At 61.9% G+C, this 25812-nt stretch carries 22 protein-coding genes; 19 read left to right on the top strand and 3 right to left on the bottom strand.

Features of this window, described 5'->3' with window-relative positions:
- Positions 1-2: 2 nt before the first annotated feature.
- The 4 genes from glmS (at position 3) to VJR29_04810 (ending at position 7305) form a co-directional block, all read left to right on the top strand.
- On the top strand, positions 3-1841 hold the full coding sequence (gene glmS, locus VJR29_04825; GenBank protein HKY62725.1) for a glutamine--fructose-6-phosphate transaminase (isomerizing): 1839 nt from the start codon (positions 3-5) through the stop codon (positions 1839-1841).
- A complete protein-coding gene (locus VJR29_04820) occupies positions 1841-3601 on the top strand; it encodes a chloride channel protein (protein ID HKY62724.1) in 1761 nt (586 codons plus the stop codon). Before glmS ends, VJR29_04820 begins: the two co-directional genes overlap by 1 nt.
- Entirely contained in the window at positions 3598-5811 is a 2214-nt protein-coding gene (gene pcrA, locus VJR29_04815; protein ID HKY62723.1) for a DNA helicase PcrA, read from the top strand. The genes VJR29_04820 and pcrA overlap by 4 nt, the downstream gene beginning before the upstream one ends.
- Positions 5812-5910: 99 nt before the next feature.
- Entirely contained in the window at positions 5911-7305 is a 1395-nt protein-coding gene (locus VJR29_04810; GenBank protein HKY62722.1) for a tetratricopeptide repeat protein, read from the top strand.
- On the opposite strand, the gene VJR29_04805 is transcribed toward VJR29_04810, so the two are convergent.
- Together VJR29_04805 and aroE are read right to left on the bottom strand one after the other, a co-directional pair.
- Positions 7273-9627: a choice-of-anchor Q domain-containing protein gene (locus VJR29_04805; GenBank protein ID HKY62721.1), complete on the bottom strand. Its 2355-nt coding sequence runs from the start codon at positions 9625-9627 to the stop codon at positions 7273-7275. The genes VJR29_04810 and VJR29_04805 overlap by 33 nt on opposite strands.
- Before the next feature lie 93 nt (positions 9628-9720).
- Positions 9721-10572, bottom strand: coding sequence for a shikimate dehydrogenase (aroE, locus tag VJR29_04800; protein ID HKY62720.1), 852 nt, complete (start codon positions 10570-10572; stop codon positions 9721-9723).
- Between the two features lie 155 nt (positions 10573-10727).
- Here aroE and VJR29_04795 point away from each other — a divergent pair, with 155 nt between their 5' ends.
- Positions 10728-12065, top strand: a complete 1338-nt coding sequence (locus VJR29_04795; GenBank protein HKY62719.1) for a PEGA domain-containing protein — start codon at positions 10728-10730, stop codon at positions 12063-12065.
- 78 nt (positions 12066-12143) lie between these two features.
- Here the strand turns inward: VJR29_04795 and VJR29_04790 are convergent, their stop codons facing one another.
- Entirely contained in the window at positions 12144-13118 is a 975-nt protein-coding gene (locus VJR29_04790; GenBank protein ID HKY62718.1) for a tetratricopeptide repeat protein, read from the bottom strand.
- A gap of 264 nt (positions 13119-13382) precedes the next feature.
- Between VJR29_04790 and rpsB the strand changes: the two genes are divergently transcribed.
- The 14 genes from rpsB (at position 13383) to pssA (ending at position 25735) form a co-directional block, all read left to right on the top strand.
- Positions 13383-14270, top strand: a complete 888-nt coding sequence (rpsB, locus tag VJR29_04785) for a 30S ribosomal protein S2 (GenBank protein ID HKY62717.1) — start codon at positions 13383-13385, stop codon at positions 14268-14270.
- A gap of 65 nt (positions 14271-14335) precedes the next feature.
- Positions 14336-15244 (top strand): translation elongation factor Ts, encoded by a 909-nt coding sequence (tsf, locus tag VJR29_04780; protein ID HKY62716.1) that lies wholly within the window; start codon positions 14336-14338, stop codon positions 15242-15244.
- An 11-nt stretch (positions 15245-15255) separates the two neighbouring features.
- On the top strand, positions 15256-15972 hold the full coding sequence (gene pyrH / locus VJR29_04775) for a UMP kinase (protein ID HKY62715.1): 717 nt from the start codon (positions 15256-15258) through the stop codon (positions 15970-15972).
- A gap of 21 nt (positions 15973-15993) precedes the next feature.
- Entirely contained in the window at positions 15994-16551 is a 558-nt protein-coding gene (gene frr, locus VJR29_04770) for a ribosome recycling factor (protein ID HKY62714.1), read from the top strand.
- 6 nt (positions 16552-16557) lie between these two features.
- On the top strand, positions 16558-17298 hold the full coding sequence (locus VJR29_04765; GenBank protein HKY62713.1) for an isoprenyl transferase: 741 nt from the start codon (positions 16558-16560) through the stop codon (positions 17296-17298).
- A gap of 128 nt (positions 17299-17426) precedes the next feature.
- The gene (locus VJR29_04760) at positions 17427-18230 is read left to right on the top strand and encodes a phosphatidate cytidylyltransferase (protein ID HKY62712.1); all 804 of its coding nucleotides are present in this window, start codon (positions 17427-17429) and stop codon (positions 18228-18230) included.
- Positions 18231-18237: 7 nt separating this feature from the next.
- Positions 18238-19386: a 1-deoxy-D-xylulose-5-phosphate reductoisomerase gene (locus tag VJR29_04755; protein ID HKY62711.1), complete on the top strand. Its 1149-nt coding sequence runs from the start codon at positions 18238-18240 to the stop codon at positions 19384-19386.
- 136 nt (positions 19387-19522) lie between these two features.
- Positions 19523-20881: an RIP metalloprotease RseP gene (gene rseP, locus VJR29_04750; GenBank protein HKY62710.1), complete on the top strand. Its 1359-nt coding sequence runs from the start codon at positions 19523-19525 to the stop codon at positions 20879-20881.
- A complete protein-coding gene (gene tsaB / locus VJR29_04745) occupies positions 20881-21609 on the top strand; it encodes a tRNA (adenosine(37)-N6)-threonylcarbamoyltransferase complex dimerization subunit type 1 TsaB (protein HKY62709.1) in 729 nt (242 codons plus the stop codon). Before rseP ends, tsaB begins: the two co-directional genes overlap by 1 nt.
- Positions 21606-21830 carry a DUF465 domain-containing protein gene (locus VJR29_04740; GenBank protein HKY62708.1) on the top strand — a complete coding sequence of 75 codons (225 nt, stop codon included), beginning with the start codon at positions 21606-21608 and terminating at the stop codon, positions 21828-21830. Before tsaB ends, VJR29_04740 begins: the two co-directional genes overlap by 4 nt.
- Before the next feature lie 175 nt (positions 21831-22005).
- The gene (gene ilvB / locus VJR29_04735) at positions 22006-23706 is read left to right on the top strand and encodes a biosynthetic-type acetolactate synthase large subunit (protein HKY62707.1); all 1701 of its coding nucleotides are present in this window, start codon (positions 22006-22008) and stop codon (positions 23704-23706) included.
- Between the two features lies 1 nt (position 23707).
- Positions 23708-24250: an acetolactate synthase small subunit gene (ilvN, locus tag VJR29_04730; GenBank protein HKY62706.1), complete on the top strand. Its 543-nt coding sequence runs from the start codon at positions 23708-23710 to the stop codon at positions 24248-24250.
- A complete protein-coding gene (locus VJR29_04725; GenBank protein ID HKY62705.1) occupies positions 24243-24911 on the top strand; it encodes a phosphatidylserine decarboxylase family protein in 669 nt (222 codons plus the stop codon). The genes ilvN and VJR29_04725 overlap by 8 nt, the downstream gene beginning before the upstream one ends.
- Positions 24908-25735, top strand: coding sequence for a CDP-diacylglycerol--serine O-phosphatidyltransferase (pssA, locus tag VJR29_04720; protein ID HKY62704.1), 828 nt, complete (start codon positions 24908-24910; stop codon positions 25733-25735). Before VJR29_04725 ends, pssA begins: the two co-directional genes overlap by 4 nt.
- Positions 25736-25812: the final 77 nt, after the last annotated feature.

The following is a 25812-nucleotide window of genomic DNA, read 5'->3' as shown; positions in this document are numbered from 1 at the left end:
CTATGTGCGGAATCGTCGGATACATCGGTGAAAAGGGGGCGGCGGAGATCCTGCTCGACGGGCTCTCGCGCCTGGAATACCGGGGCTACGATTCGGCCGGCATCGCGGTCCTCGACGGCGGTCGCTTCGAGATCCTGCGGGCCGAGGGCAAACTTTCGGTTTTGCGCTCCTTGGTCCAAAAGAAATCGCCGGCCGGCAAGCTGGGCATCGGCCACACCCGCTGGGCCACTCACGGCCGGCCCAGCGAAGCCAACGCCCATCCCCATCGCTTCGGCGACATCACCTTGGTGCACAACGGCATCATCGAGAACTACAGCGAGCTTCGCGAAGGCCTGATCAAGAAGGGCCACAGGTTCTCCTCCGAGACCGACAGCGAGATCGTCGCCCATTTGGTGGCGGCGGAGTCGGGACCGCGGACGCCGACCTTGACGGCCTTCAAGAAGGCGCTCCATCGCTTGAAGGGGTCCTTCGCGATCGCCATGCTCCACGAGCAGGAGCCGGACAAGCTTTACGCCGCCCGCAGCGGCAGCCCGCTGGTGCTGGGCCTGGGCGAGGGCGAAAGCTTTCTGGCCAGCGACGTGCCGGCCTTGCTGCCCTACACCAAGAAGGTCATCTTCCTCGAGGACGGCGAGGTCGCCGTCTTGACCCGGAACCAATGCGAAATCCAAACCCTGGACGGCAAGCCGGTCCAGCGCGAGCCGCGGATCATCACCTGGACTTTGGCGATGGCCGAGAAGGCCGGTTACAAGCACTTCATGCTCAAGGAGATCTTCGAGCAGCCTCGAGCCCTGGCCGACACCCTCCGGGGGCACCTCGACCTGGCCAAATCGGCGGTCTACGGCGACGGCGTCGCCGAGCTGTTCAAGACCAAGGCCGATCTGGATAAGATCTCCAGCATCTACCTGGTCGCCTGCGGCACCAGCTGGCATGCGGCCTTGACCGCCAAGTATTTCTTCGAGAAGGACGTCGGCGTCTTGACGATGGTCGAGCAAGCCAGCGAATTCCGTTACCGCGATCCGATCCTCGACAAGAACAGCCTGGTCATCGGCATTTCCCAATCCGGCGAAACCGCCGACACCCTGGTCGCGATCCGCAATGCCAAGGCCAAGGGCGCCAAGGTCTTGGCGATCAGCAACGTGGTCGAAAGCACCTTGGCCCGGGAGAGCGACGCGGTCCTTTACACTTACACCGGCCCCGAGATCGGGGTCGCGGCCACCAAGACCTTCACCGCCCAGATCGCGGTCCTCCAATTGGCCGCGCTCTTCCTCGGCCGCAAAAAAGGCAAGCTCAAGCAGGAGGAAGCCGAGCAGCGCTTGCATGGGCTTTTGGAGGTTCCCGGAAAAATCGAGGAGGTCTTGAAGCATGCCGAAAAGATCCGCGAGATCGCGCTGAAGCACTCCTACAGCGACGACTGCCTTTACATCGGCCGGGGCCCCCAATATCCGATCGCCTTGGAGGGCGCGCTCAAGCTGAAGGAGATTTCCTATCTCCACGCCGAGGGCTACCCGGCCGGCGAACTGAAGCACGGGCCGATCGCCCTGATCGACCAAGGCTCGCCGGTGGTGGCCATCGCGCTGGCCGACGAGTATTACGACAAGATGCTGTCCAACATCCAAGAGGTGCTGTCGCGCCAGGCCTCGGTGGTCGCGATCGCCAGCGAAGGCGACACCAAGATCGGCCAGCTGGCCGGCGACGCGATCTTTCTGCCCAAGCTCGATCCCTACCTCATGCCGATGCTCAGCGCGATTCCAATGCAGCTCTTGGCCTATTACATCGCCGACCACCGCGGCCATGACGTCGACCAGCCGCGGAACCTGGCCAAGAGCGTGACGGTCGAGTGATGTCGGTGCCCGGTTTGCTAAAAAGATTCCGCGACGACCAAGCCACCCAGCTCATTTTGATCGGACTGCTGATCGGCGTTCTCTCGGGTTTCGCGGCGGTGGTGTATCGCTGGTTGATCTCGGCGATGCAGGGCCTTTTCTTCGGGGTTGGCGAGAATCCGCTGCTCGTCGCCGAAGCAGCTCACTGGTGGCGCAGGCTGCTGATGCCGGTTCTGGGCATGCTGCTGGTCGCTCTGATCAGCAAGTTCTTCCTGAAGAAGGAAGGCGCGTCCCATGGGGTACCCGATGTCATGGAGGCGATGCAGGCCGGCAAGCCTCTCCCCCGGCGGGTCATACTCCTCCGCTCACTGACCTCGGCGATCACCATCGGCAGCGGCGGCTCGACCGGACGGGAGGGCCCCATCGCCCACATCGGGGCTACAGTCGGCTCGGCCATCAGCGGATTGTTCAAAAAGAAAGGTGACCTGGCCAAGACCATGATCAGCTGCGGGGCCGCCGGCGGCATCGCCGCGACCTTCAATGCGCCGATCGCTGGCGCGCTCTTCGCGCTCGAGATCCTCCACGGCGACGTTGCCATCCGCCATTTCACCCCGATCGTCATCTCCTCGGTGATTGCAACCGTCATTTCCAATTCACTGCTCCGCGAGGTAACCGGCCTCACCGCCTTGACCAGCGGCGAGACTAATTTCCATTTCCACAGCGGCTGGGAAATCCCGATCTATCTCGGGCTGGCCTTGCTGCTCGGGGCCGCCTGTATTCTTTTCATCCGCTCGCTGGAGTGGGTCGAGCAAGCGTTCGAGGGGCTGAAACTGCCGGGGTATCTGAAAGCCATGATCGGCGGCCTGGTCATGGCCGTCATCGGGCTGGCCTTGCCTCAGCTCCACGGCTTCAGCAATTACACGACGGTGAACGACGTTCTGGAAGGTCAATATGTCTGGTATTTGATCGTTGCTCTGGGCCTCCTTAAAATGCTGACGACCGCGGTCACTCTCGGGGCTGGCGGCACCGGCGGCGTCTTCGCGCCCTGTCTTTTCATCGGGGCCATGCTCGGCGACGGCTTCGGCAACATTATCCACCGGATTTTCCCCAACGTTACCGCCACCGCCGGCAGCTATGCCTTGGTCGGCATGGGGGCGGTCATGGCGGGCGTTACCGGCGCGCCCCTAACCTCGGTGGTCTTGATTTTCGAGCTGACCGGGAAATACACGATCATCCTACCCTTGATGATAGCCTGCGCCGTCACCACGATTTTGGTCCAGGTGGTGATGAAGGGCTCGGTTTTCACCCGGCCTCTGCTCAAGAAGGGAATCTTCTACGGCGAGAAGCGCAACGTATTGCGACGGATGCGGGTGAAGGACATCGTGAAGCGGGAGTTCCACCGGGTCACGCCGCGGACCAAGCTGCGCGAAGTCTTGGACCTCCTTTCCAATTCGAGGCAATACGCCTTTCCGGTCTTGAACGAGCGGGACGAGCTCGAAGGCATCGTCTCGCTGCAAGATTTTCAGGAAGCTGTTGCCGAACCCGAGGTGGCCGATGTTGTGGTCGTGGGGGAGCTGATGACCACTTCGGTCAGCACCGCTTTGCCCGACGATACTCTCGAAGAAGCCTTGCTCAAGATCGGGGATCGAAATATCGAATACCTCCCGGTGCTCGAATCGGCACGTTCCCGGAAGGTGATCGGCCTGGTCTCGCGAAGGGATATCCTGTCCTGCTATAACCGGGAGGTTAAGGAAATGATCGAGGAGTCGAGGAACGGATGAATCTTGACCATTTGAATCCCGAACAGCGCGAGGCCGTCCTCTGCACCGAAGGGCCGCTCCTGCTTTTCGCCGGCGCCGGCAGCGGCAAAACCCGGGTCTTGGTCCATCGGATCGCCCATTTGATCCGCGAAAAACGGATCAGCCCCTGGAACATTTTCGCGGTGACCTTCACCAACAAGGCCGCCGGCGAGATGAAGGAGCGGGTGGGCGGCTTGCTCGGACAAAGAGCCGACGACACCTGGATCTCGACCTTCCACTCGGCCGGCGTGCGAATCCTTCGCCAGCACGCCCAGCGCCTGGACTACGGCGAGACTTTCGTCATCTACGACGATTCCGACCAAATGAGCCTGATCAAGGACTGTCTCGAGGAGCTTCAGCTCAACCCCAAGATTTTCGCGCCCCGGGCGGTCGAGACCCGGATCGACGCCGCCAAGAACGAGCTGATCGAGCCCGACGATTATCCTTCCGACGATTTCTTCAACGAGCAGGTGGCCAAGGTTTACAAGCTCTACGCCAAGAAGTTGAAGGACAACAACGCCGTCGATTTCGGCGACCTCCTGCTCCTGCCGGTCCGGCTCTTCGAACGTCATCCCGAGGTCTTGCGGGCCTACCAGCAGCGGCTGCATTACCTAATGGTCGACGAGTACCAGGACACCAACCATGCCCAGTACCGGCTCATCAAGCTCTTGGCCGGCGAGCGACGCAATCTCTGCGTGGTCGGCGACGACGACCAATCGATCTACCGCTGGCGGGGGGCCGACGTCCGCAATATCCTCGACTTCGAGAAGGACTTTCCCAACTCGACGGTGATCAAGCTCGAGCAGAATTACCGTTCGACCAAGAACATCCTCAAGGCCGCCGGCGAGGTGGTCCGCCACATCGCGGCCCGCAAGGCCAAGACCCTTTGGACCGAGAACGAGGAGGGCGAAAGGATCGTCCAATTTACCGGCCGGACCGACAAGGACGAGGCGGCCTTCGTCGTCGGCCAGATCGAGAAGCTCCGGGCGGCCGAGGGCCGGAAGCTTTCCGATTTCGCGATTTTTTACCGGACCAATGCCCAATCCCGAGTCTTCGAAGACGAGCTTCGGCGGCGCAATTTGCCCTACGTCATTTACGGCGGCGTCCGCTTCTACGACCGGACCGAGATCAAGGACATCCTGAGCTATCTTTGGGTCTTGGCCAACCCGGCCGACGGCCTCCACCTCCGGCGTATCATTAATGTTCCGGGCCGGGGCATCGGCAAGGTGACTTTGGAGAAGCTCGAAGCCTTCGCGGCCCAGCAGGGCATCACCCTGCTCGAGGCCTTGCCGCGAGCCGCCGAGGCCGGGGTCGCCGGTGCCACCGCCAAAAAGATCGCCGAGTTTCACCAGCTTCTCCAAAACTTGAAGGTCTTGCTCGAGAATGGCCAAACGGCGGCCACAAAGGGAAAGCTCTCTCACTTCGTTCAATCGCTGCTCGAGCGCACCGGCTATCTCGAAGAGCTGCGACGCGAGGACACCCTAGAGGCCGAGGGCCGAATCGAGAACCTCGAGGAATTGGTCAACGTCGTCGCCGATTACGAGGCTTCCCAACCCGAGCCGAGCCTGGCCGGATTTCTCGATCAGGTTTCGCTGATCAGCGACATCGATCGGCTCGATGACAAGAGCCAGGCCTTGCCCTTGATGACCCTCCATTTGGCGAAAGGCCTCGAGTTCGACGTGGTCTTCTTCGTCGGCATGGAGGAGGGGCTTCTGCCGCACGTCCGCTCGCTTGACACGCCGGAGGAGATGGACGAGGAGCGGCGCCTGACCTACGTCGGGATGACCCGGGCCCGGCGGCGGCTCTTCCTCTGCCATGCCGAGCGGCGCCGGGTTTTCGGCAACGAGCAATTCAACCTGCCTTCGCGTTTCTTGGAAAACGTCCCCTCCGAGCTGGTCGAGCGGATCGCTCCGCCGCCGTCGGACCGTTGGGATCCCAACGAGGACGAGGATTTCGACGACGATTTTCGCAGCCGCCGCGGCTTCGTTTCCCGGCCGGCGGCCCCGGCTCCGCGCGAAGACCCCTCCAATCCCTACAAGGTCGGGGCTCGGGTCAAGCACCCGGTCTTCGGCCTCGGAACCATCCAAGCCTGCGAGGGCGGCGCCGACGATCGCAAGATCACCGTCTCCTTCCAAAGCGGCGACCGCAAGAAACTGCTGGCCAAATTCTCCAATCTCACCATCCTTGGCTAGAATGGGCAAAAGGGCTAAACTCGCTTGGAAATGAATCCTTCCCCTCATGCACTGCGCCAAGCTTTGGCCGCCCACCCGGGTTGGATGAGCGGCCCGTTTTTGGCGAAGGTCCTTCAAACCCCGGCCGAAGATCTGCGGCCGGCGCTGGATGAGCTGGTTTCGGCCGGGCTGGTCGAGCTCAGTGGCCAAGATTCGCCCTACTGGAAGTGGAAGGATCCGGCCGCCGCCGAAGCCGAGGTGGCGGCGATGGGCGCCGAGGAGCGGCGTGACTTGCACCGGCGGCTCTACGATTTCATCGCCGCCCAGGGCGACTCCGATTCTTTCGCCGGCCTTCTCGCCGAGCATGCCGGTCCGGCCGGATTGCGCGCCGAGGCCTTCCGCTGGAACATGCGGGCCGGCGAAATTTCGGCCGCCGCGGGGAACTTTGCCGGCGCCGCCCGCTACTACCGCCGGGCCTTGGATTTCGCCGCCGAGCCGGGACAGGAAGCTTCGACTTATCTCCAGCTCGCCAACCTCGAATGCCATCTCGGCCGCTTCGCCGCCGCCGAGCAACCTTACCGCGAGGCTCTGGCTCGCTTGAACGGCGAGACCAACCCGGCGGCTTGGCTTCGTGCGGTCCAAAGCTTGGCTGCCGCCCTGGTCGAACAGGGCCGCTACGCCGAGGCCTTGAACGAGCTGCAAAAGGTTCGGGCTCGGATCCCCGATTTCGGCTCCGGCCTCGAGCGCAACGTGATCCTCCTGCACTTGGCCCAGGTCTACATCGGCATGGGCATGATGCGGGAGGCCGATGCCGCGTTGCAGGAAGTCGGGGACATGTCGGCCCGCGAGGAGTTCGCTTCCCTGGCGCCGTACCAGCAGCTTCTTTCGGGCAAGCTCGAGGTCATTCAGGGGCGCTTGGCCCCGGCTTTTCGGATCTTTGAGGAAGCGGCCCGAGGATTTGAAATCCAAGGCGACCTCGCCGGCAAGCTGGAGGTCCTGCTTTCGATCAGCGCGCCGCTGATGGAACATTATCTTTTGAAGGAGGCCCAAGCCCTGCTCGATCAGCTCTCCTCATGGGAAGAGTTGAAAGATTTTCCGGCGCTGGATCATTCGGTCAAGCTTCGCCGGCTTTCGCTCGGAACTTTTTTGGGGAAATGGGATCCCAAGGACCTGGACCTGCTCTCGCAGGATTCGGCCGAGATCGGCCGGGTCGAGGATTGGCTGACTTTCTGGTTCCACTTGAGCCTGGCAGCCCGCCGCTTGAAGGAAAGCAAGTCGGCCGAGACTTTTCTTCGCAAAGCCAAAGCCGTCCTTGACCGAATCTCCCAAGGGCTGGAGCCGGGGCAGCGCGAAAGCTTCCTGCGCCGGCCTGACATCGCCCGGATCCTTCGCTTGTCCGAGCGCGATTTGTCTCAGCCGGTCACCCCGAAGGTCAGGGCCCGGCGCAGCCTGCCCTCGAGCGGGCCGGCCGAAGCCGCGACTTTAGCTCCGCCTTTGACGAACCCCAAGAAGTAAGCCCAGCATCGCCATCAGCGCGGTGAAGCCCGAAGCCGACCCGGCCGAAGCGCCGCCTCGGTTCAGAGAGCAGCCGCCGTCGCCCTCGACTTCTTCATTGTCGGGGATGCCGTCATTGTCGCTGTCGTTGTCGACCGCATTGATCAGGCCGTCCAAGTCGTCGTCCTCGAAGGCGGTGCCGCCGACCGTCTCGATGAAGTCGCTGAGTCCATCGCCGTCGGTGTCGGCGGAATGGGGATCGGTGCCGATCTCCTCCTCGACTGAATCGGGCAGGCCGTCGCCGTCCGAATCGGCGGCCGCCGGCGGCGGTGGCAGGATCGGAGTGCAGACGGTCGGCTCGCCGGCGCATTGAAAGCCGCTCTCGGTCCGGCAGGTGGCCGAGCAGCCGTCTTGACTGGCGGTATTGCCGTCGTCGCACTGCTCGCCGATCTCAAAGATCCCGTTGCCGCAGGCGGCGGGAGTCGGCGAAGGCGAAGGCGTCGCGGCCGCCGGTCCCTCGACGGCGCCGATATCGCAATTTCCCTTGCGGCTTTGGCCCAGCTGGTCGGTTTCGGGGCAAAGGTCGCCCTCGATCGCGTCCAGAGCTTGGCTGCCGGCCACCAGCGGAATATGGGCCTTGCCCGGAGCGCTCAGCGAATTGAAGGAGCCGAGCCCGGGATCGCCCGCCAAGTCGCCGGTTCCGGCGCTCAGAGTGCAGCCGCTGGCGTCGCCCAGCAAAGTGAAGCCGTTGGAAGTGAGGCTGTCGCCGCCGCAATTCGGCCCTTCCGGCGCCAGATTGCCGGCGAGGATGGTGTTTTCGAGCTCGACGGTGCCGCCGTCGTTCAAGATGCCGCCGGCGAGCTCATTGGCCGAGTTGAGCGAGACGGTCACGTTGAGCAAAGACAGGGTTCCGCCTTCGACGAAGGCCGCGCCGCCGTCCTCGGCCAGGTTGTCGGCGAAGGTGACGCTGGTCGCCCCGACGGTGGAGTCGTTGACGTAGATTCCGGCGCCTTCGCCCAGCGCCAAATTGGAGTAAACCGCCGCGTTGTTCAAATCGAGATCGCTCAAGGCGTAAATGCCGCCGCCACGAATGCCGCTGTTCTCGAAAATCGAGGAATTTTCCAGGCTGACCGATTCGCCGTCGTTGAAGAGACCGGCCCCCTCGACCGCTTGGTTGCCGCGGATTTGCCCGCCGACGAGGCTCAGCGCCAAGCCCTGATGCAGGAGGGCGCCGCCTTGGAGGGCGGCGGAGTTGTCGATGTAATGGCTGCTTTCGGAGGTGAAAGTCCCGAGGTTATGGACGCCGCCGCCGTTTTGGGTGGCGAGGTTGCCGGTGAAGACGCTGGTGTTGGCGGTCAATATCGCCGAGTCGGCGTTATGAATGGCGCCGCCGTTGACCGCTTCGTTGTCGTCGAAAAAAGAGCGGGTGACCCGGTTGTCCTCTTCGGACTCGTTATAAATGGCTCCGCCGAGCTCGCCGGCGATGTTGCGGTTAAAGTTCGAGTCGCTGACGGTGAGGGTAGCCGGTCCGATGACCGCGATGGCGCCGCCGTTAGTGGCATGGTTACCGGTGAAGTAGGACGATTCGATTTCGATCGGATCGAATTGCTGGTTGGCGATGGCGCCGCCATGGCCTTGGGTGCTTTCGCCATCAAAGGAGCGGTTATTGATGAACTGGCTGTTGCGGACCGTCAAGGGGCCCTGGGCCAGGATGGCGCCGCCGTCGGCCGCCGGCACATCGATCGCCGAGTTGCCTTCGAAGACACAGTTCTCGACCACAGTCTCTTCGAGCCCACTCAAGGCGCCGCCGCCGAGGAAGGCGCCTTGATTTTCGGTGAAGAGGCTGTCGCGGACCGTGAGGGGGCCGAAGGCCATAATGGCTCCGCCTCTTTCATCGGTCCGTTTCCCCCCTTGGAAATGCAAGTTTTCGACGGTCAAGTCGCCGTCGGCGTTGACGAAGAAAAAGTGCACTTCCTCGCCGTCGAAGGCCCGTTGGATCGTCGACTTTCCGAAGGCATTGCTGCCGCGGATCGTGATTTCGGTGCTGATGGTGGGAAAGGCCAAGCCCTCGCCGCAGCTCGAGCAAGCGGAGTCCACGCCGGTGGTGCCGTCGATCAGCTCGATCAAGTCGGCTCCGCTGCCGGCGGTGCAAGTCGGCTCGGCGGTGTTGTCGTCCTCGTTCGCCGAAATGATGGCTTCGGCGAGGGAGCAGGTCCCGTCGGCGCCGTCGATGGCGTTGTCGCCGGAGAAAATGACTTGGATTGTGGCGCTGTGTGCCGGTGAGTGGTGTGCCCAGACGAAAAAAACCGCTAAGGTAGCGGTCGCCCAAACGCGTCGGCGCATAAAGATTCCCCCTATACCTTGGATGCCCCCAGGAGTGCTTGTGCTCGAACAATGGTAAAGGCGGGAAGGCCGAGGGCCAAGCCCGAAATTTCGTTAACGCAAATTTTTTAGGATGGCGCGCCGCATTAATTTGGGATCGGGCTTGGCGCCGGTCCAAATTTCGAGGGCCAAGGCGCCTTGGAAAACCAGCATGCCTTCGCCGGTGTGGATCGGATGCTTCATTTTCTTGGCGGCCTTCAGGAATGGAGTATGGCGGGGAATGTAGACGATGTCACTGACCAGGGCGCCTTTCTTCAGTTTCTTCCAGGGGAAGCTTTCGAAGGAGCTGCCGCCCAATCCGACCCGGGTGGTGTTGACGAGAAGATCCGCACGCCCCAGCTCCCTTTCGAAGCCTTTGCCCTCGAGCGGCGAAGCCGAAAGGCTGGCCTTGCCGAGGCGGAAACCGAGGTCTTGGACCAGGCCTTCGGCCCGGGCCAAGGTCCGGTTGGCGACGACCACATGGCGGGCCTTGGCCAGCACCAGGGCGACGGCAATGCCTCGGGCGGCGCCGCCGGCTCCGAGCAGGACCACCCGCTTGCCTCGAACGCTGAATTTGGCGTCGGCTTGGAGGCTCATCAGGTAGCCGGCGCCGTCGGTGTTGAAGCCGAGCCATTTGCCCTCGCGGCGCAGCACCGTGTTGACGGCGCCGATCAGCTCGGCCTCATAGGCCAAGCGATCGAGCAGCGGGACGATGGCTTCCTTGTGGGGCACCGTGACGTTGAAACCCTCGAGCCGAGTCGCCTTGCCCTTGAGGAAGGCCGGAAGCTCGCCCGGCCTCACCCGGATCGCCCGGTAACGATAGGGCAGCTCGAGGCGGGCGATCGCCGCGTTTTGCATGGCGGGCGAAAGGGAGTGGGAGACCGGATCTCCGATGACCGCGATCTGCTTGATCCGAGGGCGGGGCATGAAGCTTCCCTAACGGCATTTTTGGGCGGCCGCCACCGGTTTTTGCATTGACCGGCCGGAAGGCCTGAATTACAGCAAGGCCACGTGTTTTTTCCGGCTCGCGGCGGAAGCACATCCGGGTAAGCCTGATGTCGGGGTTGAAGCCAGGAGGTTCCATGCTTGCCCAAGCTTTGTCTCGTCGCCTACTCGCGGCTTTTCTTATTTCCCAAATTTCGGGTATTTCGTTTCCGTTGTCATCCTTCGCCGCATCGGCCACCGCGCCCTTGCCTTCGGCTTCCAAGAAAATTCTAGTCGTGCCCTTGTTGGGGCCGGGCTCCCAGGCCGAGGCCGTCGAAAAGGTGAGCGCCACGCTGCGCGACGAGCTCGGCCGCCAAGCGGGCTTGAGCGTCGTCGATTCCTCGACCACCGCCGGCCTGCTTCGGAATGCTCCTAATTTGGCGGCCGAGGGGAGCGGGTCGGGAAATCTCAATCGCTACTTGGATCAGGCCAAGGAGTTCTATCGCAACTTCCAATTCAAGGAAGCCGTGAACCTCCTCGAAAACACCATCGACGGATATCGCTCGTCCAGCGGCTCCCTGACCGAAGGCTTTGCTTTGGTCGACGCTTATCTCATGCTCGGCAACGTCGAGGCCGGGAAGAACGACCTGCGCAAGGCCCACGAGGCGTTTCGGGAGGCGGCGCGGCTCGACCCCGATCGGGTGATCACCGAGCGCGATTATCCGCCCAAATCGGTGGCGGCTTTCCAAAAGGCCCGCGAGGAGTTTTTGCGGAAATCCAAGCCGGCGGCCTTGGAGGTCCTTTCCTCGCCCGACAAGGCCGAAGTCATTTTGAACGGCGATGCCAAGGGCGTGACGCCGGCCAAGCTCGAGCGTTTCGCCGAGGGCGAACATTTTCTCTTAGTCAAGGCGCCGGGCTACAAGCCGGTGGCGATGAAGCTGCAGGTGCCGGCCCAAGGTCTCCGGCAAAAAATCGATTTGGAGAAGCTGGGCGGGACTTCTTCGAGCCAATCGGGCTTAGCGGTCGGCGATCTCAAGGACGTCAACGAGCAGGTGCGCCTGGGCTCGGCCCTAGGCAAGCAGGCCGGCGTCGACAAGGTCGTGCTGGTTAGCCTGGAGGAAGTGGGGTGGAACCACAAAATCTCGGCTCGGATGATCGACACCCCTTACCGGGCCTCGCATAAGCTCCAGTCGGTCGAGGTCCTCGACCTGCCGAAGGACACCCGGCCGGCCTCCCAAGTCATCGCCAAGCAGCTCGCCGAAGCCTCGCGGCTCGATTTGGCCAAGGATCCCAAGAAATATGCCGACAGCGACGTCATCGTGATCGGCAAGAAGAAGAAACGAGCCTGGTATAAGAGCCCCTGGCTTTGGGGGGCGGTCGGAGTGGCGGTGGCCGGCGGCACCGCCGGGGTTTTGCTGATGAGTGGGGGCGGCGGCTCGGCCGACGATGGCAGCACTTCGGTCAGTCTCAGCGGGCCTTCGGGCCGGACGCCGTGACGGGCGCTAGGGGTGGGGCTTGCCCCCGCCCGCGTGGCAAGAGGCCTTGGGTGGATTGGGCACCCGCAAGGGGTGCCCCTACTTAGGCAAGGGCGGCAACGGTTGGAGAGTGCCGGGGCTGCCGGTGGTTCCACCGCCCGCGGGCGGTGGTGCCGGCGGCGGAGCCGAAGAGGTTCCACCGAGCGGCGGCGTGGGGTCCTTGGCGCCTTCCAGCGGAGGCAATTGAGCCGCGGCCGGCGGCGGTGGCTTTGAAACCGGACCCACCCCGGTCTTTTCGCCGCTTCGATTCACTTCGATGTTCTGAATCATCTGGACCATCGACTGCTGCTGGCGCAAGGTCGCCAATTGATTCTTCATTTGCTGAGCTTCGCCATCGGAGGCGTTGAGAGCCAAGGCCTTGTTCACTAGCTCTTCAGCCCGGTCGTAGACTTTGTTCTGGAGATAAGATTTGGCCACCTCGCGGTAAATCATGCCCAAGAGCTGGGGTGGCGCTTTGCTCGTGTCCTGTGCCAAGGACTTTTCGAAAAATTCCAGCGCGGCTTTAGGGTCGTTCTTCTTGGCGTGGAGAAATCCCACCATATAGTACAGCCCGAAGCTCGGCGTCCCAACGGCGGCGGCCTTGGTCAAATAATTGAAAGCCTCGTCGAATTTTTTCCCCTGGAAGAGGGCTCGTCCATAGGCTTCGTAAATGTCTTTCTGATAGCGATGCAGGACCTGCATCTGATTCAGCTTCTCTTCGGCCAATTGGTAATACTGGAGGGCGGTGTAGGGCGAGCCGGCGACTTCGGAGCAGACCGCGAGCTTGAAATAGACCAGGGCGTCCTGGCACTGGCCGGCGACCGCCTGCTTGAGGTGGGTGAGAGCCTGGTCGCAATTTTGCTGGTCGTAAGCCGCGAAGCCCTGCTGGACCGACTCATCCCAGACTTTGCTGGTGTGCCCGTATTTCTTATAGAATGCGAAATCATCGACCTGATCCTGGGCTTGGGCCGGGAGGGTCGTGCAAAGAAGAAAAGCCAGAAGTATCGACAACTTAAGTCCGAAAGGGCCGCTCATAAAACTCCTGTTGTCATCATAGCATGCCCGTGTTAGGGGGAAAAACCCTTTAATTCCAAGGCCTCACGCGGCCGAGGGAAGAGGGCCCCTAAAAGCAGACGCCGGATTGGTTTCCGGGGTTTAAAGAAAATTATCCCGCACACGGCGACCGTCAAAGCCCAGGCCTCGGGTGTCCCCCGCAAGGGGGATGAAGGAAGGGCAGGCGAGGCGATCCAAGATCGCTTCCAAGGTCGGCGTGGAGGAAATAACCCGAAAGGAAAGAAAATGGAAAATCTCTCGATGCAAGACCTGCTCGAAGCAGGGATGCACTTCGGCCACCTCACCCGCCGTTGGAACCCCAAGATGAAGCCTTATATCTACGGGGTCCGCAACGGCGTTCACATCATCGACCTCTCCAAGACCGTCAAGCTGTTCCGCGAAGCCCTGGCCTTCATCGCCGAGGCCGTCGGCAACGGCAGCGACCTGCTCTTCGTCGGCACCAAGAAACAGGCCCAGGACGTGATCGAGGAAGAAGCCAAGCGCTGCGGGATGTACTACGTCAACAACCGCTGGCTCGGCGGCACCTTGACCAACTTCCGCACGATCAAGTCCTCGATCGAGCGGCTCAAGGATTTGCAGAAGAAAAAGGAAGACGGGACCTTCGCCGTCCTCTCCAAAAAAGAGATCCTGATGATCGATCGCGAGATCGAGCGCTACCAGCGCTCGCTCGGCGGGATCCAAGACATGACCCGACTTCCCGGCGTCATGGTGGTCATCGACCCCAACCTCGAGCACATCGCGCTCCACGAGGCCAACGTTCTGGGCATCCCGATCGTGGCCCTGGGTGACACCAACTGCGATCCCGATCCGATCGAGCACTTGGTGCCGGGCAACGACGATGCCTTGCGCTCGATCAAGCTCTTCGTCCAAGCCGTGGCCGACAAGGCCCTCGAAGGCCTCAAGCTCCGCGAAGCCCAGGCCCGCCGCGCCGGCGACCGCGATCGCGACGAGGACGAAAAGCCGCAGGTCCGCGAAGCCCGGGGCGAGAAAGCCTCGGCCTACGTCGGCCGCCGCGACGAACAAGCCGAGGAGGCCGAGGCCGAGAGCGGAAGCTATAGCGCCAAGGTCCAGCCCGAGCCCGAGCCCGAAACCCCGGCCAAAACGGAAGAATAATAGAGGGGCAGGCCTTGCGCCTGCCCTCGTGCACAGGGCAATCGCCCCAATATTAGGAGTTTTCCATGGCAGAGATTACCGCAAAAATGGTCCAAGACCTGCGCGAGAAGACCGGCGCCGGCATGATGGATTGCAAGAAAGCCTTGAGCGAGGCCGGCGGCGATATGGAGAAGGCCGTCGAAGTGTTGCGCAAGGCTGGCATGGCCTCGGCCGGCAAGAAGGCCGGGCGTTTGGCCAGCGAGGGCCTGATCGGCATCCACGTCGAGAGCAGCGTCGCCGCGATGGTCGAGGTCAATTCCGAGACCGACTTCGTCGCCAAGACCCCTGACTTCCAAAACTTCGTCGACGGCGTCGCCCAGCATGTCGCGAAGCACAAGCCGGCCGATTTGGCGGCCTTGCTCAAGCAGGTGCCGGAAGGCGCCAAAGCCGACTACGAAACCCTCACCAAGGAATTGGTCGCCAAGATCGGCGAGAACCTCTCGATTCGGCGCTTCCAAGTCCTGGACGCCAAGGCCGGCGAGAAGTTCGGCTCCTATCTCCACATGGGCAGCAAGATCGGCGCCCTGGTCAAAGCCAAAGGCGACACCGCCAAGCTGAACGACGATCTTTTGAAGGACCTGGCGATGCACGTCGCCGCGGCTTCGCCGCGCTTCCTGCACCGCGAGCAGATCCCGGCCGACGTTCGGGCCAAGGAAAAGGAAATCTACCTGGCCCAGCTCCAAGACAGCGGCAAGCCCAAGGAGATGCTCGAGAAGATCGTCGAGGGCAAGCTCGGCAAGTTCGCCTCGGAGGTATGCCTCCTCGAGCAGATCTTCGTGAAGGATCCGACCGGCAAGAAGTCGGTCCTCAAGCACCTGCAAGAGACCGACCCTTCGGGTCAGGTCGTGGAGTTCCTGCGCTTTCAGGTCGGAGAGGGCATGGCCAAGAAGGAAGAAGATTTCGCGGCCGAGGTGGCCAAGCAGCTCGGAAAATGACGGAGAAGGCAATGGCAAGCGTCGCCAAGTATAAGCGGATCCTCCTCAAGCTCAGCGGCGAATCCCTGATGGGACGCGAGGGCTACGGCATCAACGCCGAAGTGGTCGGCAACATCGCCGAAGAGCTCCGCGAATTGACTTCCCTGGGCATCGAGATCGCCATCGTCATCGGCGGCGGCAATATCTTCCGCGGCATGGGCGGCGAGAAGGAAGGCATCGACCGGGCCACCGGCGACTACATGGGCATGCTGGCGACGGTGATGAACGCCATGGCTCTCCAAAACTTCCTGGAAAAGGCCGGCGTTTACACCCGGGTGCTGTCGGCCATCGAAATTCACCAGCTCGTCGAACCCTATATCCGGCGCCGGGCCGTCCGCCACCTCGAGAAGGGGCGGGTGGTGATCTTCGCCGCCGGCACCGGCAATCCTTTCTTCACCACCGATACCGCCGCCGCGCTGCGCTCGGTCGAGATCGGGGCCGATGTCATCCTCAAGGGAACCAAGGTCGACGGGGTCTACGACAGCGACCCCAAGCTCAACTCCCAGGCCAAGCGCTTCCACTCCTTGACCTACCTCGATGTCTTGAACCGCAATCTCAAGGTCATGGATTCGACCGCGATCTCGCTGTGCATGGACCATAAGATGCCGATCGTGGTCTTCGACCTCTTCAAGAAGGGCAATATCCGCAAGGTGATCTGCGGCGAGGATATCGGCACCACCGTGAATTGATCAACCAGAGGAGATTCTTCAATGTCCCATCCCGTGTTGAACAAGTCCAAGGACAAGATGGAAAAATGCCTCGCCTCGCTGCGGGGCGAGCTCGGCAAGGTTCGCACCGGCCGGGCCTCGGCTTCGATGCTCGACGACATCCGCATCGACTACTACGGAACGCCGACCCCGCTCAACCAAGTCGCGACCCTGGGCGTGCCCGAGCCGCGCATGATCACGGTGAGCCCGTGGGACGCCAGCGTCATTCCGCTGATCGAAAAGGCGATCATCAAGTCGGACTTGGGTCTCACCCCGGCCAACGACGGCAAGCTGATCCGGATTCCGATTCCGGCCCTCAACGAGGAGCGGCGCAAGGAGATGGTCAAGCTCACCCGCAAGTTCGGCGAGGAGTCCAAGGTCGCCGTCCGTCACGTCCGCCGCGAAGCCATCGACGAGATCAAGGCGATGGAGAAGGACAAAAAGATCGCCGAGGACGAGGCCAAGAAATTGGAAGCCGAGGTCCAGAAGCTGACCGACTCCTACGTGAAGAAGGTCGATGAATCGCTCGAACACAAAGAAAAAGAAGTGATGGAAGTCTGAACCGGCATGGCCGTTCCCGAAAGTAAAAAATTGCCGCGGCACATCGCCATCATCATGGATGGCAACGGGCGCTGGGCCCGGCAGCGGCATTTGCCGCGGATCGAAGGCCACCGTCGCGGCAGCCAGGTGGTCGAAGAGATCGTCGAGACCTGCCGGGAGACCGGCATCCAGTACCTCACCCTTTACGCCTTCAGCCAAGAGAATTGGAACCGGCCCTCCGATGAAGTCCTGGGCCTGATGGAATTGCTCAAGTACTTCCTCCAGGAGAAGCGCTCCAAGCTGCTCAAGAACGGCGTCCGCCTCCGGGTGGTCGGCCAGATCGAGCGCCTGCCCGAGCCGGTGCTCCGGGAGCTGACCAAGACGATCGAGAAGACCAAGGGCTGCGAGGCCATGACCTTGATCCTGGCGCTGAGCTATAGCTCGCGAAGCGAGTTGACCGAGGTGGTCAACCAGCTGATCCGCCAAGCCCTGGCCGAGGGCAATGCCTCCAAGGTCATCGGCGAGGAGGACCTGGCCCGCCAGCTTTACACCGAGGGACTGCCCGATCCCGACTTGCTCATCCGCACCAGCGGCGAGCACCGGATCAGCAATTTCCTGCTTTGGCAGATGGCTTACACCGAGCTTTATTTCACCGACACCCTTTGGCCGGACTTCAACCGCTCGGAGCTGCAAAAGGCGATCTCCGAGTACCAGCGCCGGGAGCGGCGCTTCGGCCGGACGACCGAGCAGATTCGGGCGATATCATAAGAATCCCCCCTTTGAAAAAGGGGGGAAAAGGGGGGATTTGACGGACTTGGCGAGGCAACCGATTGGCTTGTCGCCATCGCTTTAAATCCCCCCAACCCCCCTTTTTCAAAGGGGGGTTTAGGAGCAAAATGGCTACCCGTGTGATCACCGGCCTGGTTTTGGCGGCCGTCGTCATCCTGCTGATCTTTTTCTTGCCGCCCTTGCCGCTCAAGCTGGTGATCGCGGGGATCGGCGCCTTGGCCATCCACGAATGCGCCCGGATGATTTTGCCGCCTCATCCGACCACTTCAATGGCCTTTCCGGTGATCGCCGGGACGCTCTATTTGGCCTTCCTGATGCTCGGCCAGCCCCATCTGCCGGCCTTCACCATCGGCACGCCGGTCGTCCTGGTCGCGACCCTCGTCTTTTATCTCTTCCGGCGCCACGTCAACGAAGTGGTCTTGAGCCAGGTCACCGCGACCTTCTTCTCGATCCTCTATGCCGGACTCATGCTTTCCTTCCTGGGCCTGATTCGCGACCTTCCCTCGGGGGCTTCCTGGCTGCTCTTGGTTTTGGCCAGCACCTTCGGCGCCGATACCGGGGCGTATTTGGTCGGCCGGACCATCGGGAAGCACAAGCTGGCGCCCCACGTCTCGCCGGGCAAGACGATCGAGGGTCTGATCGGAGGCACCGGCTTGAGCGTCGTCGCCGCCCTGATCACCCGCCTCTTGATTCCGGGCGATCTGAGCGTCGGAGATTGCGTTTGGGTCGGTTTGGCGGTCGGCTTCATCGGTCCGCTGGGCGACCTGTCGGAATCGATGCTCAAGCGCTCGGTTGGAGTGAAGGACAGCGGCAACCTGATCCCGGGCCACGGCGGCCTCCTCGACCGAATCGACGCGTTGCTTTTTACCGCGCCCTTTGTCTATTACTATGCCTCCTACTTGAGGGGATGACCCGATGATGAAAAAAATCTCACTGCTCGGCTCCACCGGCTCGATCGGGACCTCGACCCTCGACGTCGTCCGCCGCAATCCCGAAAGATTGAAAGTGGTCGCGATGGCTTGCGGCCGCAACCTCGAAAAGGTTCGGGAGCAGATCCGGGAATTCGGCCCGGCTTTGGTTTCGGTCGGCTCCGAGGCCGACGCCGCGGCTCTGCGGGCCGAGCTTGGCTCGGGCACCGAGGTTCTCTGGGGCGAGGCCGGGGCCATTCAAGTCGCGGCCCATCCCGAGTCGCAAGTCGTGGTGTCGGCCATCGTCGGCGCCGCCGGCTTGCAGCCGACCCTGGCCGCGATCGAGGCCGGCAAGGACATCGCCTTGGCCAACAAGGAGACGATGGTGGTCGCCGGCGAGTTCATGAACGCCGCCGCCGCCCGCCGCGGCATCAAGATTTTCCCGGTCGACAGCGAGCATTCCGCGATCTTCCAATGCCTCAACGGCGAGGACTCCAAACGGGTGCGGCGCCTCATCCTCACCGCCAGCGGCGGGCCCTTCCTCCACAAGCCCAAGGAAGAGTTCGCCTCGGTCACGGTCGAGCAGGCCTTGAAGCACCCCAATTGGTCGATGGGCGCCAAGATCACCATCGATTCGGCGACCTTGATGAACAAGGGCTTGGAGCTGATCGAAGCCCGCTGGCTCTTCAGCATCGGCCCCGATCAGCTCGACGTCTGCGTCCATCCCCAGAGCATCATCCATTCGATGGTCGAGTTCCAAGACAGCTCGGTCATGGCCCAGCTCGGGCTGCCCGACATGCGGGTGCCGATTTCCTACGCCTTGAGCTATCCCGACCGTTACCCCAACGATTTGCCCTCGCTCGATCTGACCAAGCTCGCCGGCTTGACCTTCTTCGAGCCCGACGAGGACAAGTTCCGGTGCCTCAAACTGGCCAAGCAGGCGATGCGGGCCGGCGGAACCATGCCGGCGGTGCTCAACGCCGCCAACGAGATCGCGGTTCAGCGCTTCCTCGACCGCAAGATCGGCTTCACCAACATCGCGGCCTTGGTCGAGGAAACTTTGCAAGGCCACTCGGCCGTGACCCCGCGTTCCTTGGAGCAGATCGTCGAGGCCGATGCCTGGGCTAGGCGCCGGGCGACCGAGTTAGCGGCGGCATAAAATTAAGAACCCCCCTTTGAAAAAGGGGGGTAGGGGGGATTTAAAGCGTCGGCGATCAGCATCTGGGTTGCTTTGCCGAATCCGTCAAATCCCCCCTTGTCCCCCCTTTTTCAAAGGGGGGTAAGAGAAGAGAACTATGACCATCTTATATTTCATCTTAGGCTTAGGCCTCTTGATCTTCATCCATGAGCTCGGCCACTTCCTCGTCGCCAAGGCCAACGGCATCCGGGTCGAGCGCTTCTCGCTCGGCTTCGGCCCCCACATCGGCGTCAAAATCGGCGAGACCGAATACTGCCTCTCGCTTTTGCCCCTGGGCGGTTATGTCAAAATGAGCGGGCAGGAGGACTTCGAGGAGGGCGAGATCGTGCCGCTCGACGATCCCCGGGCCTTCTCGAGCAAGCCGCTCTGGGCCCGCATCCAAGTGGTCCTGGCCGGGCCGGCGATGAACCTGATCCTGCCTTTCATCCTGATGCCGCTGGTGTTCATGGTCGGCCGCCAAGAGCCGAAATACCTCCGCCAGGCGCCCACCCTGATCGGCGTCCAAGCCGAGACGCCGGCAGCCTCGGCCGGCTTCGAAAAGGGCGATTTGATCGTCCAAGTTGATGGCGAGGACGTCGCTTCTTGGGACAAGGTCTTGAAGGGCATCGCCAAGCCCGCCGGCAGCGAAATCAAGTTTAAGGTGAAGCGGGGCGATCAGCTGATCGACAAGACCGTCCAGCTGACCCCAGCCGAAGGCGGTGGCGCCTACGTCGGTCTCGAGCCGATCTTCTTCTTCGACATGGATCCGGTGGTCGGAGGCTTCCAGCCGGGATCGCCGGCCGAGGCCGCCGGTCTCAAGATCGGCGATCGGGTGGTCGCGATCAATGGCCAAGCGATCGCCGACTGGCCGGCAATGGCCGACAAGGTCAACGCTTCCCAAGGCAAGGAAATCGCCCTCAAGGTGACGCGCGACGGCGAAGAAAAGGAGCTGAAGGCGGTTCCGCTCTACAATGCCGAGCTCAAGAAGTACGTCATCGGCGTGGCCAAGGGCAGCAATCCCGAGAATTACCAAAAGCTGAAATACGGCTTTGCCGAGGCTTTCCGGAAGGGCGTGCGCGAAAACCTCATGCTGTTCGGCCTGACCTTTAAGGTCTTGAAAGACCTGGTCACCTTGAAAGCTTCCTATAAGGATCTGGGCGGCCCGGTGCGCATCGCTCAGATCTCGGCCAAGGCCGCCGAGCAGGGCTTGGGCAACTTCCTTTACCTGCTGGCTTTCCTCAGCATTCAGCTCGGGGTCTTGAATCTATTGCCGATCCCGGTGCTCGACGGCGGGCATTTGCTTTTCATGGCCTACGAGGGGATCGCCGGCCGGGCGCTCTCGATGAAAAAACGATTGGTCGCCCAGCAAGTCGGGATGTTCCTGCTGCTCACTCTGATGGTCGTCGTGACGGTCAACGACATCGACTCGGTCTGGGGCTTCCGAGGTATCTTGGACAAGGTGAAGGGCCTGTTCTAATGGCGGAGCCCTTGCGTCTTCTGGCCATCGACACCTCGGGACGCAGCCAGGGCGTCGCCGCCCTTCACGGTGAAGATCTGCTCCACGAAAGCTTGCTTTTGAAGCCGGCCTCGCACAGCGAGACCCTGCTGGCCTCGATCGACTCGGCTCTCCAGGCGGCGGGATGGAGGCTGGAGGACGTGGATGTTTACGCCCTGACAATCGGCCCCGGCTCCTTCACCGGGCTGCGCATCGGCATGAGCACGGTGAAGGGGCTTTGCGCCCGTCACCCCAAGCCGGTGGCCGGAATCTCGACCTTGGCGGCCTTGGCCTTTCCGCTCTTGGAGAATGCCGAATACGTCGTCCCTTGCCTCGATGCCCACTGCGGCGAGGTCTTTTCCGGCATTTATTCGAGGGACGAAATCTACCCGGTGGCGCTGGAAGCCGACCGGGCTTGGCCGGTCGAGCTTTGGCTGGAGACCCTCGGCCGCTTGTCGGGCCGGAAGCTCTTGGTCGGCGATGCGGTTGCGGCTTACGGAAATCGGCTGGCCGAAATTTCGGATTTGGAATGGGTCGAGGAAGGGCGCTACGATCACGTCAGCCCGGCGGCTTTGGGCCAGCTCGGGCTCCGGCTTTTCCAGCAGGGAAAGGCCCTGACCGCGGCCGAGCTGAAGCCCGAGTATCTCAGGGTCTCCGAAGCGGAGAACCGGCTCCACCGGAAAAGCGAACAAGAAGGAGAGGGACCATGAATGCCCGCGACCTGGACTTGCTCGAAAGCCACCTCGATTCCAACGCCGAGCTGAAGACGCTTTGGTCGAAGCATCAAAAGCTGGAGGCGAGCTTGAAGAAGCTGGAGAAAAAGCCCTTTCTCACCAATGAAGAGAAGGTTGAGAAAAAACGTCTACAGGTCGATAAATTAAAGGGAAAAACAAGAATAGAAGATATTTTAGACAAGCTGCGGAAATCCTGACCCTCTCCCTTCGCGGGAGAGGGTGCCCCGAAGGGGCGGGAGAGGGGGCGTGGCATAGCAAGCACTCTTTTAACGCCACGCCCCCTCTCCCGGCCTTCGGCCACCCTCCCCCGCGAGGGGGGAGGGTGAACCCCTTTGACTTCTTTGATTTACTTAGCATAAAGCTAATTTTCCTATGAAGCTCACCGGTGCTCAAATTTTCATCCAGGCCCTCAAGGACGAGGGAGTCGACCTGATCTTCGGTTATCCCGGCGGCGCCATCCTCCATGTCTACGATGCGCTCTACAAGGCGCCCGAGATCCGCCACGTCCTGGTCCGGCACGAGCAGGGGGCGGTTCATGCCGCCGACGGCTATGCCCGGGTGACCGGCAAGCCCGGCGTCGCCTTGGTGACCTCGGGGCCCGGCGCCACCAACACCGTGACCGGCTTGGCGACGGCTTATATGGATTCCATTCCGATGGTGGTCATCTCGGGCCAGGTTCCGCTGCCGATGATCGGCAACGACGCTTTTCAAGAAGCCGACATCGTCGGGATCACTCGGCCCTGCACCAAGCACAATTATTTGGTGAAAGACGTCCGCGACCTCCAGCGCATCATGAAAGAGGCCTTTCATATTGCGGTCACCGGCCGGCCCGGTCCGGTGCTGGTCGACATTCCGAAGGACCTCCAGCTCCATCAGGCCGAGATTCTGCCTTACGACCAGGTCAAGGTCCGCTCGCCACGGGCAGTGAGCCAGGGCCATCCCGGTCAGATCAAGAAAGGCTGGGATCTGATCAAGACCGCCAAGCGCCCGCTTTTCTACGTCGGCGGCGGGGCGGTGCTGGCCCGGGCCTCGGCCGAGCTGCGCCAGCTGGCCGATTTGACCAAGATTCCGGTGGCGATGACCTTGATGGGCCTCGGCGCCTTTCCCGGCTTGGACGAGCAGAGCCTGGGCATGCTCGGCATGCACGGCACCTATTATTCGAACATGGCGATCAACGAATGCGACGTGCTCTTCTCGATCGGCGCCCGCTTCGACGACCGGGTCACCGGAAAGCTCAGCGAGTTCTCCAAGAACAGCAAGAAGATCCACATCGACATCGATCCGGCCAACGTCGGCAAGAGCGTTCCGGTCGACGTGCCGATCGTCGGCGACGTGAAGAGCGTCTTGAAGGACATGATCCAGCTGGCCCAAGCCGATCCGGCCTTCCTCCGGAAATACCACCAGCAGATTCAGCCCTGGTGGGACCAGATCAAGGCTTGGAAGGAAAAGGCCCCGATGGGCTACCAACAGGGGCCCAAGGAGATCCGGGCCCAATACGTCATCGACATGCTTTACCAGCTCACCAAGGGCGAGGCGATCGTGACCACCGACGTCGGCCAGCACCAGATGTGGGCGGCCCAGTTCTACCATTTCAAAGAGCCTCACCGCTGGTGCACCTCCGGCGGCTTGGGCACCATGGGCTTCGGCTTCCCGGCCGCGATCGGCGCCCAGCTTGCTTATCCCGACAAGACCGTGATCTGCATCACCGGCGACGGCAGCATCCAGATGAACATCCAGGAGCTCGCGACGGCGGTGGAATGGAAAACGCCGGTCATCATCGCGATCATGAATAACCGCTTCCTCGGCATGGTTCGGCAATGGCAGGAGCTGTTCTACGACAACCGATATTCCGAGGTCGACATGAACACCCAGCCCGATTTCGTCAAGCTGGCCGAGGCTTACGGCGCGGTCGGGCTGCGGGCCAGCGTCAAGGACGAGGTGGTGCCGGTGATCGAAGCGGCCCTCAAGGTCCGCGACAAACCGGTGGTGATCGATTTCGTCACCACCCTGGAAGACAACGTCTATCCGATGGTGCCGGCGGGCGGCGCCGTCAGCGACATCGTATTGGCATAAAATGAACTCGCACGAGAAAACCCACACCATTTCCGTCTTGGTCGAGAACGAGTTCGGCGTCTTGGCCCGGGTCTCCGGCATGTTCGCCGGCCGCGGCTTCAACATCGACGCGCTCTCGGTCGCGCCGACGCCCGATCCCAGGATCAGCCGGATGACGCTCATCACCCACGGCAACGCCACCATCATCGAGCAGATCCTGAAGCAGCTCAACCGCCTCATCGACGTCATCAAGGTCGTCGACGTCTCGAGCGAGGATTGCGTCCGCCGCGAGCTGATGCTGGTCAAGGTGCGGGTCGGCGACAAGGACAAGGCCGAACTGGGCAAGATCGCGGCCGAGGCCGGCGGTCGGGTGATCGACTCCAGCGATCCCCGGACCTCAATCCTCGAGGTGGTCGCCGAGCACGGCGCCAACGAGGCCCTTTTGAAGAAGCTCCAGCCTTTCGAGATTCTCGAGGTCGTCCGCACCGGCAACATCGCCATGCAGAAGGGCAAGAACGTCCTCATGGCCTTCTCGGCCGAGCCTGCCAAGGAAGAGAATGTCTGAAGCCCGCAATATCATGAAGGGCGGGCCTTTTCCCTACCTGGCGGTGGAGGGCTATCCCTTTCTCCTGATCAGCTTGGTGCTGGCGGTGGTCGGCGGCTGGTTCTTCTGGCCGCTGGGCTTGGTCTTCGGAGCCGCCTTCCTCTTCTGCCTCAACTTTTTCCGCGATCCGCCGAGACAGGCCCCCGGCGACCCCTCGCTCTTGGTCAGCCCGGCCGACGGGACGGTTTTGAAGATCGAGGAGTTGGAGACCGGGCCCTACGTGAAGGAAAAGCACCGCAAGGTGAGCATCTTCATGAGCCCCTTCAACGTTCACGTCAACCGGATCCCCTGCGACGGAGAAGTGAAGGAAATCCACTACTTTCCGGGCAAATTCTTCGTGGCCAGCCTGGACAAGGCCAGCTTGGAGAACGAGCGGAACGCGGTGGTGATGCGGTCCCGAACCGGCAAAACCGTGGCTTTCGTCCAGATCGCGGGACTTGTGGCCCGGCGGATAGTCTGCTATCTCCCCAAGGATGTGCCGGTGGAGCGCGGCCAGCGCTACGGCATGATCCGTTTCGGCTCCCGCATGGAAGTTTGCATGCCCCCGGATTGGGAAGTCCTGGTGAAGCCCGGAGATAAGGTGAACGCCGGCGCGACGGCGCTGGCGAAGATGGTTTCATGAGCAACGTTCGAGTCAAAAGAGTGGGTATTCGGAAGGGCATCTATATCCTTCCCAACATGATCACGACCGCCTCGCTGTTCTGCGGCTTCGTGTCGATCGTCCATTCGATCCGGGGCGATCATCTCTTCGCCGCCTGGATGATCCTCTTGGCCGGCGTCTTCGACGCCCTGGATGGACGGGTGGCCCGCCTCACTCGGACTCACAGCGATTTCGGCATCGAGTACGACTCGCTCTGCGACTTGGCCAGCTTCGGCTTGGCTCCGGCGGTCTTGGCCTACACTTGGACCCTCGATCACTTCAACCAGATCGGCTTTGCTGCGGCTTTCCTCTTCTTCACTTGCGGGGCGCTTCGCTTGGCCCGGTTCAATGTCCAGATTTCGGACGTCGAGAAGAAGCATTTCCAAGGCCTGCCCATCCCGACCGCGGCCTACGTCTTGGCTTCCTACATCATCTTCCATCACCGCTGGAAAGGCGACGTCGAGGTTTCGAGCGTCCTGCTCTTGGGCTTAAGCATCGGCTTGGCGCTGTTGATGGTCAGCAACGTTCCCTATCGCAATTTCAAGAAGATCAACTTCAAGCGCAAGGAATCCTTCTTCGCCTTGGTCTTCTTGGCCTGTGTGCTCTTCGTGGTGGCGGCGGCGCCCTCGGAGATGATCTTCTTCATCGCCTTGGCCTACGTCGCTTCGGGCCTCATCGAGGAAGCCTTCCATTTTTCCCGCCGCGACCGCGGCGATTCCGAGCTGCTGCTGGGCGGCGCGCCCAATGACACCACCCCCATGCCGCAGGACAACCTGCGGCTCATCACCAACCACAAAGACAGCTAACAACGGCCCCAAGCCGTGACGCGGGATCGACTGGACTTGCGTCCGGTGCTTGCGGCATATTGAAAACGACTGTCATC

The organism is bacterium (assembly GCA_035281585.1).
Classification (GTDB): domain Bacteria; phylum UBA10199; class UBA10199; order DSSB01; family DSSB01; genus DATEDP01.
This window is presented reverse-complemented; position numbering and strand designations above follow the sequence as displayed.

Bases quoted from the DNA above. Each gene is read 5' to 3' on its own strand.
- glmS (HKY62725.1), top strand. From the start codon at position 3: ATGTGCGGAATCGTCGGATACATCGGTGAAAAGGGGGCGGCGGAGATC.
- VJR29_04820 (HKY62724.1), top strand. From the start codon at position 1,841: ATGTCGGTGCCCGGTTTGCTAAAAAGATTCCGCGACGACCAAGCCACC.
- pcrA (HKY62723.1), top strand. From the start codon at position 3,598: ATGAATCTTGACCATTTGAATCCCGAACAGCGCGAGGCCGTCCTCTGC.
- VJR29_04805 (HKY62721.1), bottom strand. From the start codon at position 9,627: ATGCGCCGACGCGTTTGGGCGACCGCTACCTTAGCGGTTTTTTTCGTC.
- aroE (HKY62720.1), bottom strand. From the start codon at position 10,572: ATGCCCCGCCCTCGGATCAAGCAGATCGCGGTCATCGGAGATCCGGTC.
- VJR29_04795 (HKY62719.1), top strand. From the start codon at position 10,728: ATGCTTGCCCAAGCTTTGTCTCGTCGCCTACTCGCGGCTTTTCTTATT.
- VJR29_04790 (HKY62718.1), bottom strand. From the start codon at position 13,118: ATGAGCGGCCCTTTCGGACTTAAGTTGTCGATACTTCTGGCTTTTCTT.
- rpsB (HKY62717.1), top strand. From the start codon at position 13,383: ATGGAAAATCTCTCGATGCAAGACCTGCTCGAAGCAGGGATGCACTTC.
- tsf (HKY62716.1), top strand. From the start codon at position 14,336: ATGGCAGAGATTACCGCAAAAATGGTCCAAGACCTGCGCGAGAAGACC.
- pyrH (HKY62715.1), top strand. From the start codon at position 15,256: ATGGCAAGCGTCGCCAAGTATAAGCGGATCCTCCTCAAGCTCAGCGGC.
- frr (HKY62714.1), top strand. From the start codon at position 15,994: ATGTCCCATCCCGTGTTGAACAAGTCCAAGGACAAGATGGAAAAATGC.
- VJR29_04765 (HKY62713.1), top strand. From the start codon at position 16,558: ATGGCCGTTCCCGAAAGTAAAAAATTGCCGCGGCACATCGCCATCATC.
- VJR29_04760 (HKY62712.1), top strand. From the start codon at position 17,427: ATGGCTACCCGTGTGATCACCGGCCTGGTTTTGGCGGCCGTCGTCATC.
- VJR29_04755 (HKY62711.1), top strand. From the start codon at position 18,238: ATGAAAAAAATCTCACTGCTCGGCTCCACCGGCTCGATCGGGACCTCG.
- rseP (HKY62710.1), top strand. From the start codon at position 19,523: ATGACCATCTTATATTTCATCTTAGGCTTAGGCCTCTTGATCTTCATC.
- tsaB (HKY62709.1), top strand. From the start codon at position 20,881: ATGGCGGAGCCCTTGCGTCTTCTGGCCATCGACACCTCGGGACGCAGC.
- VJR29_04740 (HKY62708.1), top strand. From the start codon at position 21,606: ATGAATGCCCGCGACCTGGACTTGCTCGAAAGCCACCTCGATTCCAAC.
- ilvB (HKY62707.1), top strand. From the start codon at position 22,006: ATGAAGCTCACCGGTGCTCAAATTTTCATCCAGGCCCTCAAGGACGAG.
- ilvN (HKY62706.1), top strand. From the start codon at position 23,708: ATGAACTCGCACGAGAAAACCCACACCATTTCCGTCTTGGTCGAGAAC.
- VJR29_04725 (HKY62705.1), top strand. From the start codon at position 24,243: ATGTCTGAAGCCCGCAATATCATGAAGGGCGGGCCTTTTCCCTACCTG.
- pssA (HKY62704.1), top strand. From the start codon at position 24,908: ATGAGCAACGTTCGAGTCAAAAGAGTGGGTATTCGGAAGGGCATCTAT.